The sequence below is a fragment of the Pseudomonas sp. Seg1 genome, from assembly GCF_018326005.1.
Taxonomy (GTDB): Bacteria; Pseudomonadota; Gammaproteobacteria; order Pseudomonadales; family Pseudomonadaceae; genus Aquipseudomonas.
This window is the reverse complement of record NZ_AP021903.1, coordinates 5279450-5294359: the sequence shown is the minus strand read 5'-3', so window position 1 is coordinate 5294359 and position 14910 is coordinate 5279450. Positions and strand designations below refer to the sequence as shown.

Annotated in this window: 11 protein-coding genes; 8 read left to right on the top strand and 3 right to left on the bottom strand. The window is 60.0% G+C overall.

Features of this window, described 5'->3' with window-relative positions:
- Window positions 1-7: 7 nt before the first annotated feature.
- Window positions 8-238 carry a VF530 family protein gene (locus KI231_RS23685; protein ID WP_103304578.1) on the top strand — a complete coding sequence of 77 codons (231 nt, stop codon included), beginning with the start codon at window positions 8-10 and terminating at the stop codon, window positions 236-238.
- Between the two features lies 1 nt (window position 239).
- Complete coding sequence (locus tag KI231_RS23680; RefSeq protein ID WP_213026491.1) at window positions 240-878, top strand: Pr6Pr family membrane protein; 639 nt, start codon at window positions 240-242, stop codon at window positions 876-878.
- 185 nt (window positions 879-1063) lie between these two features.
- On the opposite strand, the gene KI231_RS23675 is transcribed toward KI231_RS23680, so the two are convergent.
- Window positions 1064-1849, bottom strand: a complete 786-nt coding sequence (locus tag KI231_RS23675; RefSeq protein ID WP_213026490.1) for a siderophore-interacting protein — start codon at window positions 1847-1849, stop codon at window positions 1064-1066.
- Window positions 1846-2421 (bottom strand): PadR family transcriptional regulator, encoded by a 576-nt coding sequence (locus KI231_RS23670; RefSeq protein ID WP_103304581.1) that lies wholly within the window; start codon window positions 2419-2421, stop codon window positions 1846-1848. Before KI231_RS23670 ends, KI231_RS23675 begins: the two co-directional genes overlap by 4 nt.
- A 497-nt stretch (window positions 2422-2918) precedes the next feature.
- On the opposite strand from KI231_RS23670, the gene KI231_RS23665 reads away from it, so the two are divergent.
- From KI231_RS23665 to KI231_RS23640, 6 genes are all read left to right on the top strand, one after another.
- Window positions 2919-3410: a CS1 type fimbrial major subunit gene (locus tag KI231_RS23665; RefSeq protein ID WP_103304582.1), complete on the top strand. Its 492-nt coding sequence runs from the start codon at window positions 2919-2921 to the stop codon at window positions 3408-3410.
- A gap of 111 nt (window positions 3411-3521) precedes the next feature.
- Window positions 3522-6044: a TcfC E-set like domain-containing protein gene (locus tag KI231_RS23660; protein WP_213026489.1), complete on the top strand. Its 2523-nt coding sequence runs from the start codon at window positions 3522-3524 to the stop codon at window positions 6042-6044.
- Window positions 6045-6048: 4 nt separating this feature from the next.
- Window positions 6049-7263 (top strand): hypothetical protein, encoded by a 1215-nt coding sequence (locus KI231_RS23655; protein ID WP_213026488.1) that lies wholly within the window; start codon window positions 6049-6051, stop codon window positions 7261-7263.
- A 44-nt stretch (window positions 7264-7307) separates the two neighbouring features.
- Window positions 7308-8051: a molecular chaperone gene (locus tag KI231_RS23650; RefSeq protein WP_213026487.1), complete on the top strand. Its 744-nt coding sequence runs from the start codon at window positions 7308-7310 to the stop codon at window positions 8049-8051.
- 33 nt (window positions 8052-8084) lie between these two features.
- Window positions 8085-8585, top strand: a complete 501-nt coding sequence (locus tag KI231_RS23645) for a CS1 type fimbrial major subunit (RefSeq protein ID WP_146041242.1) — start codon at window positions 8085-8087, stop codon at window positions 8583-8585.
- Between the two features lie 93 nt (window positions 8586-8678).
- Window positions 8679-9872, top strand: a complete 1194-nt coding sequence (locus KI231_RS23640) for a hypothetical protein (RefSeq protein WP_249412165.1) — start codon at window positions 8679-8681, stop codon at window positions 9870-9872.
- Here KI231_RS23640 and KI231_RS23635 read toward each other — a convergent pair.
- A complete protein-coding gene (locus KI231_RS23635) occupies window positions 9841-14859 on the bottom strand; it encodes an NEL-type E3 ubiquitin ligase domain-containing protein (protein WP_349306211.1) in 5019 nt (1672 codons plus the stop codon). The two genes, KI231_RS23640 and KI231_RS23635, sit on opposite strands and share 32 nt — an antisense overlap.
- Window positions 14860-14910 lie beyond the last annotated feature (51 nt).

Sequence of the window (14910 nt, the reverse complement as noted above, 5' to 3'; positions counted from 1 at the left end):
GCCAGGCATGAACGAACAATCCCCCGATCCGTTGCACGGCGTGACCCTCGAACAGATCCTCACCGCGCTGGTGGCCCACTACGAATGGTCGGGGCTGGCCGAACGCATCGACATCCGTTGCTTCAAGAGCGATCCGAGCATCAAGTCGAGCCTGACGTTTTTGCGTAAAACCCCGTGGGCGCGGGAGAAGGTCGAACGTCTGTACGTGAAATTGATGCGCACCAAGCGCCCGGTCTGAAATGGACGCCGTGTGGCGCCGACGCCTGATCACTTGCGCAGCCGTACTGGGCTGGGCGGGGTTGGGTATTCAGCTTTACCTGATCTTCTTTGCGCGCTTGAGTGTTGGCGCCAGCCTGTTGGTCGGGGTGGTGAGCTTCTTCAGTTACTTCACGATTCTGACGAATACGCTGGTGGCGACGGTGTTGACCTGTGCCGTGACGGAGCGTGAATCCGCCGCCCGGCGCTGGTTTTTACAGCCGTGGGTGAGCAGTGGCATTGCCGTGAGCATTGTGGTGGTCGGCCTCGCCTACAGCATTTTGTTGCGGCACTTGTGGCATCCCCAAGGTTGGCAATTTATCGCCGATGAACTGCTGCACGATGTGATGCCGTTGCTGTTTCTGGGCTATTGGTGGTTTTGCGTGCCGAAAGGCACTTTGCGCCTGGGCCATCTGCCGTTGTGGCTGACTTATCCGTTGGTGTATTTCATCTATGCCTTGCTGCGCGGGCATTTGCTCGGCGCGTATGCGTATCCGTTCATTGATGTGGCGGTGCTCGGTTATCCGCAGGTGTTGATCAATGCCGGGGGGATATTGGTGGGGTTTGTGCTGATTGCGCTGGCGCTGATCGGCCTCGACCGATTGCGCGGATCGCAGTCCTGAATGCATGCAAACCTGTGGCGAGGGGATTTATCCCCGATGGGGCGCGGAGCGGCCCTGAAACCTGCCTCCGCAGATTACCTGGCTCACCGTGGTGCAGGTTCTGGGGCCGCTGCGCAGCCCATCGGGGATAAATCCCCTCGCCACAATTGAGTTCACCCCTCAAGTGGAGGGTGAATAGCAAAAAGTCACTCCTCTTCGGAAGTGCCCTCGGCGCGCCAGTAGCCGACGGCTTTGACAAGCTTTTCATCGAGCCCATGCTCATCCAGCAGCACCCGGCGAATCTGCCGTGAAACCTTGGTCTCGGTCGCCACCCACGCATACAGATTGCCTTTCGGTACCTGCAACTGCTTCACGGTGGTCAGCAGGTTGTCCTTGCCGCCCTCACGCAAGACCCAGATCACATTGACCTGCGCCGCGCTCTCCAGCACTTGTTGCTCGCGCCCGTTTTCCACTTCGATCACCACCAGCGCCTTGCGATTGGCGGCCAGGCCTTCGAGGCGGCGGGCGATGGCGGGGAGGGCGGTTTCGTCACCGATCAGCAGGTAGCTGTCGAAGATGTCCGGCACGATCATCGAACCGCGCGGCCCGCCGATGTGCAGGAATTGCCCGGGTTTGGCCTGTTCCGCCCAAGTCGAGGCAGGGCCGTCGCCGTGGAGGACGAAGTCGATGTCCAGTTCAAGCTTTTCGAGGTCGTAGCGACGCGGGGTGTAGTCGCGCATTTCGGGCATCGGGCCGTCGTTCTTGCCGCCGAGTACCATGGTTTCCAGGGCGGCGGTTTGTTCAGCGTTCTGCGGGAACAGCAATTTCACATGATCATCGGTGCCGAGGCTGATAAACCCGGCCAGCTCCGGCCCACCGAGGGTGATGCGACGCATGCGCGGGGTCAGGTCGACCACGCGCAGCACTTCGAGGCGACGGCGTTTGATTTCGTGCATCACGCGGTGAATGGTTTGGCTATCGACTGCGGTCATTCGGCTTTCTCCGGGGCAGGTTGAACGGCGGGGCCGTCGACGATGGCTTTGGCGGTGTCGTTGAGCAGGTCACGCACGCGCAGGATTTCTTCCGGGCTCCAGCGCCCGTGGTGCAGTTGCAGGGCATGGCGCAAGTTGTGCACCGCCTCGTGGATTTCCGGCGGCCGGTCATGGCCGCGCAACGAACGCTTGCTGACGTCGATGCGCATGCGCACGCCATCGAGGGCCACGGCCTGTTCACTCAAGGACAAACGGCCTGCTTCGGTGACGCTGTAGCGTTTTTTGCCGCCCTCGGCGTCGCCGCTGATCAGTTCGCTTTCTTCCAGGAAGGTCAGGGTCGGATAAATCACGCCGGGGCTCGGGCTGTACGCGCCATCGAACATGCCTTCGATCTGGCGGATCAGGTCGTAGCCGTGGCACGGCTGTTCGGCGACCAGTGCCAGCAGTAGCAATTTCAGGTCACCGGGGGCGAATACTCGCGGGCCACGGCCGCCGCGCTCACGCCCGGGGCGCTTCTCGAAGCCGTCGCGGCCATCACCGTGTTCGCGGTGGGGGGAATGATGGTCTCTCATTTCTGTCTTCTCTCGTCATGTTTAGATACAACTTAAGATATATCTTAAGGCTGGCGCAAGAGGTTTTTTCCCCATCCTCAGGGCCGCTGACGAGCGGCGACCTCCTGAGAAAATGCAACAGGTCAATTTTCGCGAAGGTGTCTTGATGGATAACCTTAAAGTTAAAGTCATCACTCTATTTAATCGAGCAAGTATTCTAAAGTTTTAACTAAGTACTGCTATGTCTGGGCCAGGTTGCTGTATGGTTTTTTAACTGAATCTGTATGTAGGGCATAACTTACAGTCACTGTTTTGAATATCGTTTTTTTGTTCTTTTTTCTTGCGGGTCATGAGGTTGTTTAACTACGAGGTTATCGGAAGTTACTTGCTTACTTTCCAGAGACAACAGTCGATGATGCCCCGGCATTGAAAGTTCAAGTTGACCTGGCTCAACTCCCCTGAGGGTTTTCCTGAACTTTCAATTCTTCCTTCTCATCAAGAAAACAAGGTACTGAACGATGTTCAAGAAAATCGCAATCGCTGCTCCGTTGGCTCTTCTGGCACTGGGTTCCTCGGGAGCGTTCGCCGCTGGTGAAGCCGCTCACTCCATCAACATCGTCGCCCATGTGCCGACCAACGGCTTTTACGTGGTGCCGACCGATCCTGAACTGGTCAACAAGGATCAGGACATGAGCTTCCAGCCGGGCAGCGGCAAGATGCGTGAAGTCAACGGCTTCTTCGATGTGCGCAACAACAACGGTTCGGTTCATGCCAGCCTCGACAGCGCACCAAAACTCATTTCGGGTTCAAACAGCATCGACCTGAAAGTCGAGATCAATAACAAGACCCTGACCTTGACCCCACAGGAAGTTGTCGGTGAGGAGGAGTCGAACGTCAACTTCCGTGCGCCGCTGAAGATCAGCGTTATCGGTTCGACTTTCAACCCGGGTGATTACACCGGCGTTGTCGCCATGACGTTCGACGCTGTTCCGCCGGTCGGCACGCCTTGATCGGCTGATCAGGCATTACGCGCCCATTGTTCAACGGGCGCTGCCCGCCGGGACAGGCAGCTACTGCCTGGCTCGGCGGACTTCCATTGTTCGTAATCAGAGTAAGAGTTCATGTTCCCGATGACACCCATCGCGGCTGCGCTTGCGCTGTTGTTTTGTGCCAGCGCAGCCGTGGCTTCCAACTCCGCCGGCACCACGCCGCGAAGTCTGTTGGCCCAGGCCAAAGGCCTGCCGGCGGATTTCGAGGAGCATTTCTTTGATGTGCCTCTGGCGGTTCGGGTCGAGCTCGATCATCAGCCTCTGGGCGAGGCGCTGGTGGTGTTGTCCCGCGATGATCGCATCACCCTGCTCGAGTTCACCGACACCAGCGAAAACCGCTTCGGCCCCGCCGAACGGGAAAAGTGGGCGGCCTATCTGAAGCCGGGTGTGGCCTTGGGCAACTGCACCGGTTCCTGCCCGGATCAAGTGCTGGCGGTGCACTACAACCTGGAAAACTCACAGGTGTCGATCCTCACCGAAAACGCCGAACGCGACGTTGAAGCCAAGCGTTACTACGAACAGCCCGAAGGCGGCAGCAACGGCTTGATGGTGCGCAATCAGCTCAACCTCAACGGCGGTCAGGATCAGGACCTGGGTGGCCGTTTCGGCCTCGAAGCCAGCAGCAGTCTGGGTAACTGGAGTCAGACGCTCAACCTGCAACTGTCACGTCTCGGTGGCCCGGACGACAAGCTTTACCACGCGGTACATGAATTGCACACCCAGCGCGAACTGCAAGGCAGTTTTTTCCGCCTGGGCTATTTCACCCCCAATTCCGAAGGTCTGACCCGCCAGCCGCGCACGTTCGGCACCAGCCCCGACACGGCGGTCGGCGTGATGTACGGCAGTTCCGACAGCCTCGCGATCAATAACCCCAAGCCCAGCGTGTACCCGATCTACGTCACCGCCAATCGGCAGGGCTCGGTGGAGATTTACCGCGATGGCCTGTTGATCAACACCCAATCGGTGCCCGCCGGTCTGCAGACCCTCGATACTCGACCGTTACCCGGCGGCATCTATGAAGTGGAAGTGCGCCTGATCGAAGACGGCCAGATCACCTCCACCACTCAGGAACTGGTCTACAAGCCGAACAACTGGCGCAACCTCGACGAGCGCTGGCGCTACAACGTGTTTGCCGGCGAAGAAAGCAAATTGCTGAGCAACTGGGACACGCAGTCCAGCGGCAGCCCCACGGCCGGTGCGTCGGTCAATTACTTGATGCACCCGCGCGTGATTCTCGGCCTGTCGGCGCGGCAGGTCCGCGAAAAGCTGCAATACGGCACGTCCGTCGACTGGACGCTGGCCAATCACCTCAGCCTGTTCGCCAACGTCTACAAGACCGAGGATTACGGCACCGGCCTGGACCTGCAAAGTCTTTACAACTATGGATCCGGCAGCCTGGTGATCAGCCACAACCGCAGTTGGCTCGACACCACCAACACCTACGACACCTTGCCCGACGGCACGCGTATTCGCCCGCGCAACGTGTTTATCGGCCAGACCAGTAATTCGTCGCTGGCGCTCAACCACCGGCTCAGCAGCAAGAATTCGCTCAACGCCCGGGTGTCGCACAGCGAGGGCAACGTTGAAGGTGCCGGCCTGGATCTGGGCTGGACGCAGCGCACGGTGTTGTTCGGCAGTGATGCCAGTTGGCGCTTGTCGGTGTTTGATCGGCCGGGCAGTTACAGCAGCGGCGATGCGCGCAATCGCGGGGTTGACCTGAGCGTCAATCTGGCGCTCGGTGCGCCCGGCCAGCAGATCACCGGCAGCATCGGCTCGCGCACGGCGCGCGATGGAAAACGCGACAACAACGGTTCGATCGGCTGGCGCAAGGATCTCAAGGATCATGTGCTGCAAAGCGTTTCGGTCACGGCGCTGACCGACACCTACGGCCTCGGCATGTCCAGCCTGGCGAACTTCCGTACCGATACGGTGAATGGCGACGGCTTCGTTCAGCGCTCCTCCTACAACGGTAATTTCACCGGTGGCCTCAACGTCGACAGCACCCTGGTAATCGGGGGCCAGCAGATGCTGCTGACCAGTCAGAACGAGATGCGCGGTGCCGGGTTGATTGTCGACGTCGAGTCGGACATCGAAAACATCGCCTTGCGTGCCGATGACTTCAGCGGTGGCAGCGCCGCTTTGAAACCGGGGCGCAATTTCATCCCGATCACCGCTTACCAGAACAGCTCGGTGAGTTTCGATTTCGAGGGTAACCACGTCCCGGCGGCGACCATTGCCCCGGCGCGTACCCGTTATCACTTGAACAAGGGCGGGGTCGAGTACCGCAAGATTCGCGTGATGAAAACCCTCACCGTGCTCGGTCGTCTGGTTGACGCGCAAGGCCGGCCGCTCAAGGGCCATCACGTGATCAACCACGCCAGCCGTGGCGTGACCGAGGTCGACGGCTTCTTCTCGATGGAAATGAACGCGGGCTCGCCGACCCTCGAAGTGCGCCGGGATAACCAGCTGCTCTGCCAGTTCCGCCTTGTGGAGAACCAGCACCGCAGTGAAAACAACGTGCTGATGATCGGCGATCTGCGCTGCACGCCAGATACCCTGGCCGATGTCACCTCCACCGAACAGAAGGCGGGCTGATCAGATGAAAAGATTCACATGTGGTCTTGGCCTGTGCCTGGTGATGGCCACGCCGGCAATCGAAGCCGCCAGTCGCGAGATTCGCGCGTTGTTTCAGCCGGATTCGTCGCAACCGAACAAGAACGTGTTCGTCAACCAGACGCCGAACAGCGGCTACTGTGCCAACTACCCGTCCGAGTGCAGGGACAACAATATGTTCAGCATCCAGTTGCCGGTGCGCTTCGATTCCTTGCGGGCGTTAATGCCCAACGACAGCATTGATGTGCGGGTACCGGCCAATTGGCGACCGTTGACCGTGACCAATGCCGAAACCGGGGAAGCCGAAACGGTGGAAGTGCGGATCATCGGCATCGGCTCCAATTTCGTCCTGAGTCATCCAGCGGCCAATTTGGTGGGCGTCACCGACATACTTGAAGGGCATCAGAAACTCTGGACCGGCAGCAGTTGGGTATATGCGCCTGCGCCATGTCAGTACAGCGGCGTCGGCGCCTTCAATCCGTCAGCTTATTGGTTTTTCTGGAAAGCGCCGGTTGAGGCGGCGTGTAGCAAAGTCGCCGCGTACACCATTCCATCGATGTACTTCGACACCCTCGATTTCGCCTATGAACTGCGCACGCCCAATCCGCTGAGCATGTCTTCCGGTCTGTACACCGGTTCGATGACATATTCCCTGGGACCCAGCGGTGACTTCAGTCTGGGCCCGTTGATGGTGCCCAATGACGGCGTTCTGAATCTGGATTTCGTGCTCGACGTGCAGCACACCCTCAAAGTCGATCTGCCGCCGGGCGGCGATCGCGTCACGCTGGAGCCCGAAGGCGGCTGGATGCGCTGGATCGCCAGCGGCCAGAAGCCGACCAAGATCTACCGTGACCAACCGTTCTACCTGTCTGCCTCGTCGCGTTTCAAGGTCATGATCCTGTGCAACTCGACCGGCGGTCCGCGCTGCAAGATGATCAGCCCGAAAGGCAACTCCACCGAAGTCATAACCCAACTCACGCTGCCCCCCGGAATCACCGGTCCGGGCGGTGGCGACGTGAAGTTGCTCCAGTTGCAATACAACCACTGGAGCGGTCCCTTCCAGCCAAGCATCTATGTAGACCGCAAGGTCGGTTCGCTGCGTTTCGAAATGCCCAAAGACGCGATCGACTTTGTTCTCCGCCCGGGGCTCAGCGACACGTTCACCGGCAATATCACGGTTATCTGGGATTCCGAAGTGTGACCGCTCCGGGCTGGACCTATTGATTTTTCATGGAGTTGAAGACGATGAAACGTGGTTTTTTGCTGGGCGTGCTCAGTGTGTTTGGCCTGACGGCGCAGGCTGGTCCGCAGATCAATGTGGGGACGGTGTACGACTATCTGGACGCCGATAAAAGTACGTATTTGAAACGGATATTCAACAGCGGTGACGCGACGGCGTTCGTCAAGGTCAATGTCCTCGAAATCGTCTATGGCGCCGATGGCACACCGCAGGAAATTGCCGTCGAGAACGCCGCTGACGGCGCCTCACGCAACGGCATCATGGCCAGTCCGGCGCGGTTGATCGTGCCGTCCCAAGGCATGCAGGGCACGCGTTTGCTGTACATGGGGGAGCGTGATCGCGAGCGCTATTTCCGCGTGCGTTTCGTGCCGGTGGTGCCGGAAAAGGAAGACGAGTTTGCGGTTAACAACGAGGAGCGCGAGGACTATAAAAAGGCCCTGAGCGCCGGGGTTAACGTGATGACCGGGTTCGGCACGATCTTTTTCGTGCGGCCCCGGGATGCGCGTTTTGCCACCGCGATCAATGAAACCGACAGCCGCTACGAATTGCGCAACAACGGCAACACCGTGGTGATCATTGACGAGTTCAAAAGCTGCGCGTTGAGCAATGAAGCCGACTGCGGCGCAACGACCAAACACCATGTACTGGCCGGCAAGTCCTTCGCCTTCGATAAAGAGAAGGGCCGTCAGTATCGCTTCTTTCTGATCGAGGGCGCCGAGAAGAAGGTCCTGAAGGTCAGCAGTCGCTAGACCTGTTCTCCATTGACGCAACGGGTAACCCACATGATCAAGCAATGCACCGTCGCCGCTGTGATGGTCGCGGCGGCCCTGACGGCCACCGCGACCTGGGCGGCCCGCGAAGAGCACACCTTCGAGGTCTCGCTGACCGTGCCCAGTCGGCCGTTTTACGTCATTCCGGCGGAGCCCGACTGGATTCACCGGCCACAGCGGCTCGACTGGAATTACGTCACCTCAAGCCTGGGCAGCGTGCACAAGAATTTCGACGTACGTCACGACACCAGTGCGATCGAAGCGCGCCTGGAAGCCGTGCCCTACCTGTCCAACGGCAGGGCTGGTGAGGATATCGAATTGCGCGTCGCCTTCAATGGCGTGCCATTGAGCGCAGAGATGCCGCCGCGCCAGGTGGTTTCCCAAGAGGAAGCGGCGGCGGGCAAACGCGTGCTGCTGGAAATCGATCCGGTCAAACCCGCCGGGGGTTATCGCCCCGGCGAGTACAGCGGCAATGTGCTGTTGTTGTTCAATGCCAGGGCGCCCGGTGCGTGAGTCGTATTTTTCAGCGCTTGTTGTCGCGCACTTTTCTGGAGAACAAACGTGAATTTCATAAGCATTCGCCGGCCATGGAGCGGCTTGCTGCTGATGCTGTTTGCCGGTGCTGCACCGGCTGAAGTGCATAACATCGAAGCGACCTTCGAACCGGACTTTGCCAACCCGCAAAGAAATCAGTTCACGAACCGCACGCCGTCGGAAGGTTTCTGTCGACAAGCGCCTTGGGCGTGTGAGCCGTCAGGTTTGTTCAGCCTGGTCGCACGGATTCCTTTCACGGCCAATGCGCCGATCCTGGCCAACCACAGCGATCCTCGCCAGGGCGGGATGGCCAGAATTCCCTCCGACTGGCGCGACGTTACCGTGACTCATGCGTCCGGCAATACGCAGATCCTCCAGTTGAGGATTGCCGGTATCGGTCATGAAACGCGATTGCCACAGACGATTGAAGAGTTGACCGGTGGTGGCGGCTGGGATGATTTGTGGGCGGGTGGTGCATGGATGTACGCTCCGCCGCCCTGTCAGGGCATCGGTACTTTTTCGGCTGGATCGTTCGGCTACAACAGCTTCTGGAAGGTGCCGACCGGGGCCGGCGCCTGCAGCAAACAGGCAAAGTTCGACATTCCGGCGTCCATGCGCTACGTATTTTTCGTCTACGCCTACGAATTGCGTACGCCCAATCCACTGCAAATGGATGCAGGCAACTACACCGGTTCAATCAGCTACACCGTTGGCCCCAACCAGGATTTCGACATGGGCGACGTGATGATTCCATCCGACTCGTTGCTGACTTTGAATTTCCTCCTCACGGTCACCCACACGCTGAAAGTCGACCTCCCCCCGGGTGGTAACCGTGTGGTGCTGGAACCCGTCGGTGGCTGGCATTCGTGGCTCGATCAGGGGCGCAAACCGGCACGGCTGATGCGTGATCAGACGTTTCACATTTCCGCTTCAAGCCGTTTCAAGATGAACCTGACGTGCGAGTACGCCAGCGACAACAATTGTGCACTGTGGGAACCCACCGCTGGCCACGCCGTGCCACTGGAAGTCAGTGTCACGCTGCCCACCGGGCTGACCGACGCAGCGGGACGTCCGGTAAATCGCCGCCGACTGTTGCGCGACGGCAGTGGCAGCGAAATGTTCCAGCCGGGTTTCTACCTCGACCGCAAGCCCGGGATCCTGCATTTCGAGGTGGCCCGGGATGCGGTAGATGAAATGCTGCAGGAAGGTTACGCGCGCAGCTACTCAGGCAACGTCACGGTTGTCTGGGATTCGGAGTTGGGCTAGACGGTTTGGGTTTCTCCTCAAGACCGGCAGTCTGCAGCGCCTTGTGGGTCAGTTGTCTGGCCAGGTCATTGCGTGTGTACGCCAGGTCGCTCAACAGCCGGCTGTAGTAGGCATCGCTCATGACTTCGCCGCTGAAGATTTCAGCTTCGCGTGCGTTCAACTGTCTGGCCAGAGCCTCCATGCGGCGGGCCAGTGGATTCAGTCGCGTGGGGTCTGTGGTGTTGACCCACTGTGTCTGTAATTCACGCAACTCTTCCAGTCGCCGATGCTGTTCTTCGAACACCTGGTCATTGGCTTCAAATTGCGTGGGATGGGTTCTGCGCAAATGGCGCTCCCAGAAGCCGTCGACATACAAGTCGAGCATGCCGTTGGCCAGCCCCTCGCCACGTTCGCGCTCGATGATCGTGTCGTAGGCCCGGTCGATCATGCCTTGGTCTACGCCTGAGCGCAGTTGATACATCATGCCGTCGGACTGCCATGGCAGGCCCAGACGCTCGGCCAGTCCCGTTTCGAAGGCCAGGTGCACTTCAAATTGATCCGGTGGCAGATTGACTGAAGGGTTGATCAGGTTCCGTTGTTGCTGGCGGCTGACTTCTTCGCGGGCGATATCACCCACTCTTTCCAGGCGCGCAGCACTGCGGGCCAGCCGCACCAGGTTATCGTCCAGTGTTCTGGCCGAGGTCCGCTCGGCGTAGGCTTTGGACACCAGCACCTTCAGCCCCATGGAGTTGAACAGTTGAGCGTTGCCGTCCTGGCAGGTTTCCGGCGCACGGGCCTGTTCGAACAATTGTTCACGCAGGTCGGTGTCAAGGGCGGCGGCCTCGATCAGTTCCCAGACGCGTCGGGTGAGTCTCTTGCGTGATCGCTCGGAGCGGTAATCCTCGCTCTCTCTTTGTTCGCGGATAATCCTGAACAAATCCTCGGAGCCGGGCTCGGCCATCACGTCCTGCCAGGATTCTTCGCGCTGTCGCCTGAGCGACTGTGATGCGCTGAACGTCGTTGGCTCATCCGATGACAGCCAATGGCTGACTTCGTTTTCCACCGCTGGGGAATACGCTTGCTGGCGGCTGAACCCCGCCGACTCGCGATAGTTGCCGTAATGAATGCGGTCGCCATCAACCAGCCGCTGGGTATCGAAGCGCGCGCGGGAGAGGATGAACGCTTCATCGGAGCCGGGCGTGACCTCAGGGACGGTGGTGATCGGGGATCGGCGCATGTCCAAGGCAAAACTGCGCGGGCGATGGCGCGGTGCATTGGCGACCCGGAACAGACCGCGCGGCCAGTCGCGGATATCGCTGTTGGCCAGACTCAATTCATTCAAGCGATACATGCGCCCGACGTCCGGCGCCTGACCCAACGGGTTGCCGGTCAAGCGCAGCGATTGCAGGCGGGTGAGGCCGCTCAGACGTGCGGCCGATTCGTCATTGAGCCTGATGCGGTTATCGGTCAGGTCGAGGGTCTGCAGATCACGCATTTCGCCGATGGCTGATGGCACGTTGTTAAGGCCGCACTGGCGGGCGCTCAACTGGCGCAGTTGCGGCAGGTCATTGAGCAATTGGCTGTCCGGGGAGAAGCGTCCATTGTCGATTTTCAGTGCGGTGATCTGATCGAGGTATTTTTTCATGCCGGGTTGCCGGCGCATTTCGTTCCACCAACGGTCGTGATCCGGGCGGGAAAGGTCGGAGGATAAATCCAGCGTGTAGCCTTGATCTGGATGCTGATCGCGCTCGGCGAACGCCTCGTTCTTGCGTTCAAAGCAATCGAGCAGGCGCTCCTCCAGGTGCAGTCCGCCAGTGCGCAGGAACTCGGCCGAAACGCCATGAATCGGTTCGCCGGCACTGTCCAGTCCCACCGGCTGACTGTTGCGCCAGCGTGCCAGTGTGCTGCGCAGTTCCTTGAGTTGGTCCTTGAGCTGTTGCAGCGCCGCTTCGGGATCCGGTTTGGCGCGCAAGGCTTCGGCAAAGTTGTTCACCTGACGCTCGTTCAGTTTTGGAAACAACTGTTTGATGCGCTCCTCGAAGGTTTTTTCGCCGAACGGCCATGGCCAGCCACGCACCAGCTCGACGGTTTCAATGCTCGCCACCGGGCGCACGGGCGGCTCGGCGAGGAGTACCCGACGTTCGGCCGGTGCCGCGGTTTTGTCCATGATCCAGAGTTTCAGCAAGCGTCCCTGACCTTTCTGATAACCGATCTGCTGACGCTTGTCCTCCGGCAGGGCCTGCAGCAGCGCTTCGTAAAAGTCGGCGGGGGCGTGCAGGGTACGGTTGTCGCCGTCGAGCACTTCGTAGCGGCCGTGTTCATCGCGGATCAGGCGTCTGACGCTGGCAGGTTCGTCCGGACCGACGCTGCAACGCAACGGGCCGTCGTAAGTGCCGTCACGCACTTCCAGGCGCATCTCGCCAAAACTGTCGCTAAAAGTGCGCAGGGTGTTGAGCGCAAGCCGTTCGGTGTCCGGCACCACCCGTTCGTCATGGTAGAAACCGTCGTAGGCGCGGGCCGTGGTGGCTTCGAAGTTGGCCTCGCGGGCCTGCGTCTTGATGCGCAGGGGCAGGCGGTTTTCGCTGACAATCCGCTCCAGCTCGGCCGGTCGGGCCTGGGCCAGTGTTTTTTCGGCGAGGCTCAGAGGCATGTCCGGGAAGGTCTGGGTCATGACCCGTACGTCGGCCTTGTTGGAGCGTTCCGTACCCTGATAAATGCGCGAAGCCAAATCACCCTGAAGGTCATCTACCGCATCGGCGAGCAGATTGCGCATGGCCTGGGGACGCTGTGCTGCCGGGACTTCACGACCGGCCAAGGCGCGCATTTCGCTGTCGGTGAGAAACACCGCCGCTCGCTCGGGCAGTCGGCCGGCGGTCAGATCCGGCAGGCCGATGCTCAGGGTATCGGCCTCGGTGGCGGCCGGATTGCCGTACTGGCGCGAGTGGCCGCTGAGGTCAGCGTTTTCACACACGCGCAATGCCCGCTCGGTTGGCCAGCCGGGCAGTCGGGTGATGATCGGTTCAAACCACACCGATTGCGCGTCGATCGGCCGCCCGGCGCGAATATCGGCGATGGTGGTGTCTGCATCGTCATAGGCCTTGTAACGCTTGATCGTGTCGGCCAGTACCGGTGGCGGCGGGCTGTTGTCGATGTGCATGCGTCGCAACTCTTCAGCGTCGGTGCCGCTGGCGACGCGGATCTGCTCCAGCTCCAGCGGCGAGAAGCGTTCGACGCTGTGGCCGAGCCGGCGCATCAGGGTCGGGCCTGACCAATCCTCGGGGTTTTCCGCTTCGTGCAGCCAGGCGCCGTGATCGTTGTGCTCAAGGGTCGGCTGATAGGCGTTGGCGCGTGAGGGGTGTTCGATGCGGTGGGTCTTGTGCGCCGGTTCGGTCGTGGCTTTCTGCACCTTGTACAGCTTGCCGTCGAGCGGCAGCAGCAGGTCGTTGCCATGACGGTGGAGGCCCAGTCGGTCGGGTTTCGAAGCCACCGACAGCGCCAGATTCTTCTGTTCGTAAGGGCCAAGATCCGGATGCCAGAGGCTGGCTTTGCCACTGGGCAAACGCACGGGTTTCATGTCGTCGACCAACTTGGAAAACTTGACGCGCAAAGTCGAGCCGATGGCGGTTCCGGCACTGAAGGCCGCCAGCTGAATCACGTCGGTGACCACGCTGATCACATGCTCTGCGGCTTCCTGCCCCAGTCCCTCGGCCAGATCGACAATGCCTTCGATGACGTCGCTGGTCAGTTGGTACACGGTGTAGGCCATCATCAACTCGCCGAGAAACGGCACGAACGGCGTGGCGATCAGCAGGGCGGCATTGAAGATGTCCGAGACGATTTTCTTGAAGTTGTCCCACCATGCCCAGCGCGTGTTGCTGTCGGTATCGGCAGTGGACACGGCGATCTCGCGGCCATCGTTGAGGATCTTGTTGAGCTTTTGCTGGTAGACGTGTCGCCAGTAATCGGCGGGCACCGCGATGGTATCGATTTGCAGGCGTGGTCGCGGCACCGGCTCTTTGCGCCATGTCGGGCGTTGATCCGTCGGATCCCCGGGCGGATGCCATTGCAGCTTGAACAGGCGTTGCTCGAGGCTGGCGAAAAAATGCCCGCGCTGTTGTTGATCGACAAACTGGCTGAAGAATTGTCGATAGGTCATTTGTGAGGATGCAGCGAGTTTATCCTCACGCAACTGCCGCGCCAGTTCCTCGATAAACGCATCGACCGAGGCGTACTCCTTGAGCGGGTGGTCGGGGTCGTGGGGCAGGTACACGATCAACCGATTGATGCCACGGGTGTCGGGTCTGGCGGGGATCAGCAGGGTGATGCCGGTCAGGCGGTTGTCCATCATCGAAAGATCGCAGCACTGCATTCTGCGGCCATTGAGCACCAGCCGGGGTTTGTCCTTGGTCAATTCCAGCATCAGTTTGTAGACGTCGTACTGAATGTCGCCGGTGATCAACGCCAACTGTGCCGCCACCGTGAGTGCGTCTTTCTGGCTCTCGACGACTTTGTGCTTGAGCACCGCATCGGCGACGGCGTCGCCGGACAAAAGATAGCTTTCCAGATGTTTTTTGTACTGCGCGCCAATGTCCAGTTCCCGGCACAGCGTCTGGAACTCGCTGATGCTCAGATTGGCCAGCGTAAGCACCTCGAAGTGGCCCAGCGCATCGGGTTTGCTGATGAACGCCGAGGCGGCATCGACCTGTTCGTCTTTGGCGAAATTGTGCAGTGCGGCATCCAGCAACGACACCGTGCGGGCCGTGGCCCCCCCGAGATGTCGATGGCCCACCAGGGTTTGTCCTTGGGCATGTACAAACGCAGCCAGGTGGTTTTGACGTCGATGTCGACGCCGCAGCGCTCCTTGAGTTTGGCTTGCAACAGCGGAGCGGCAAACGTGTAGATATCGAGTTTGGCCAGCAGTACGTCGACCTTGTTCTGCGAAGCCCAGGCCTTGAGATTGGCGGCTTTGAGTTTGTCGTGCTGGAGGGTGTGCGAGGTGGCGTACCACGCTTCGGGTTTCAGCGTCGCGGCACTGAGTGCCAGTCCTCGGTTGAGGGTG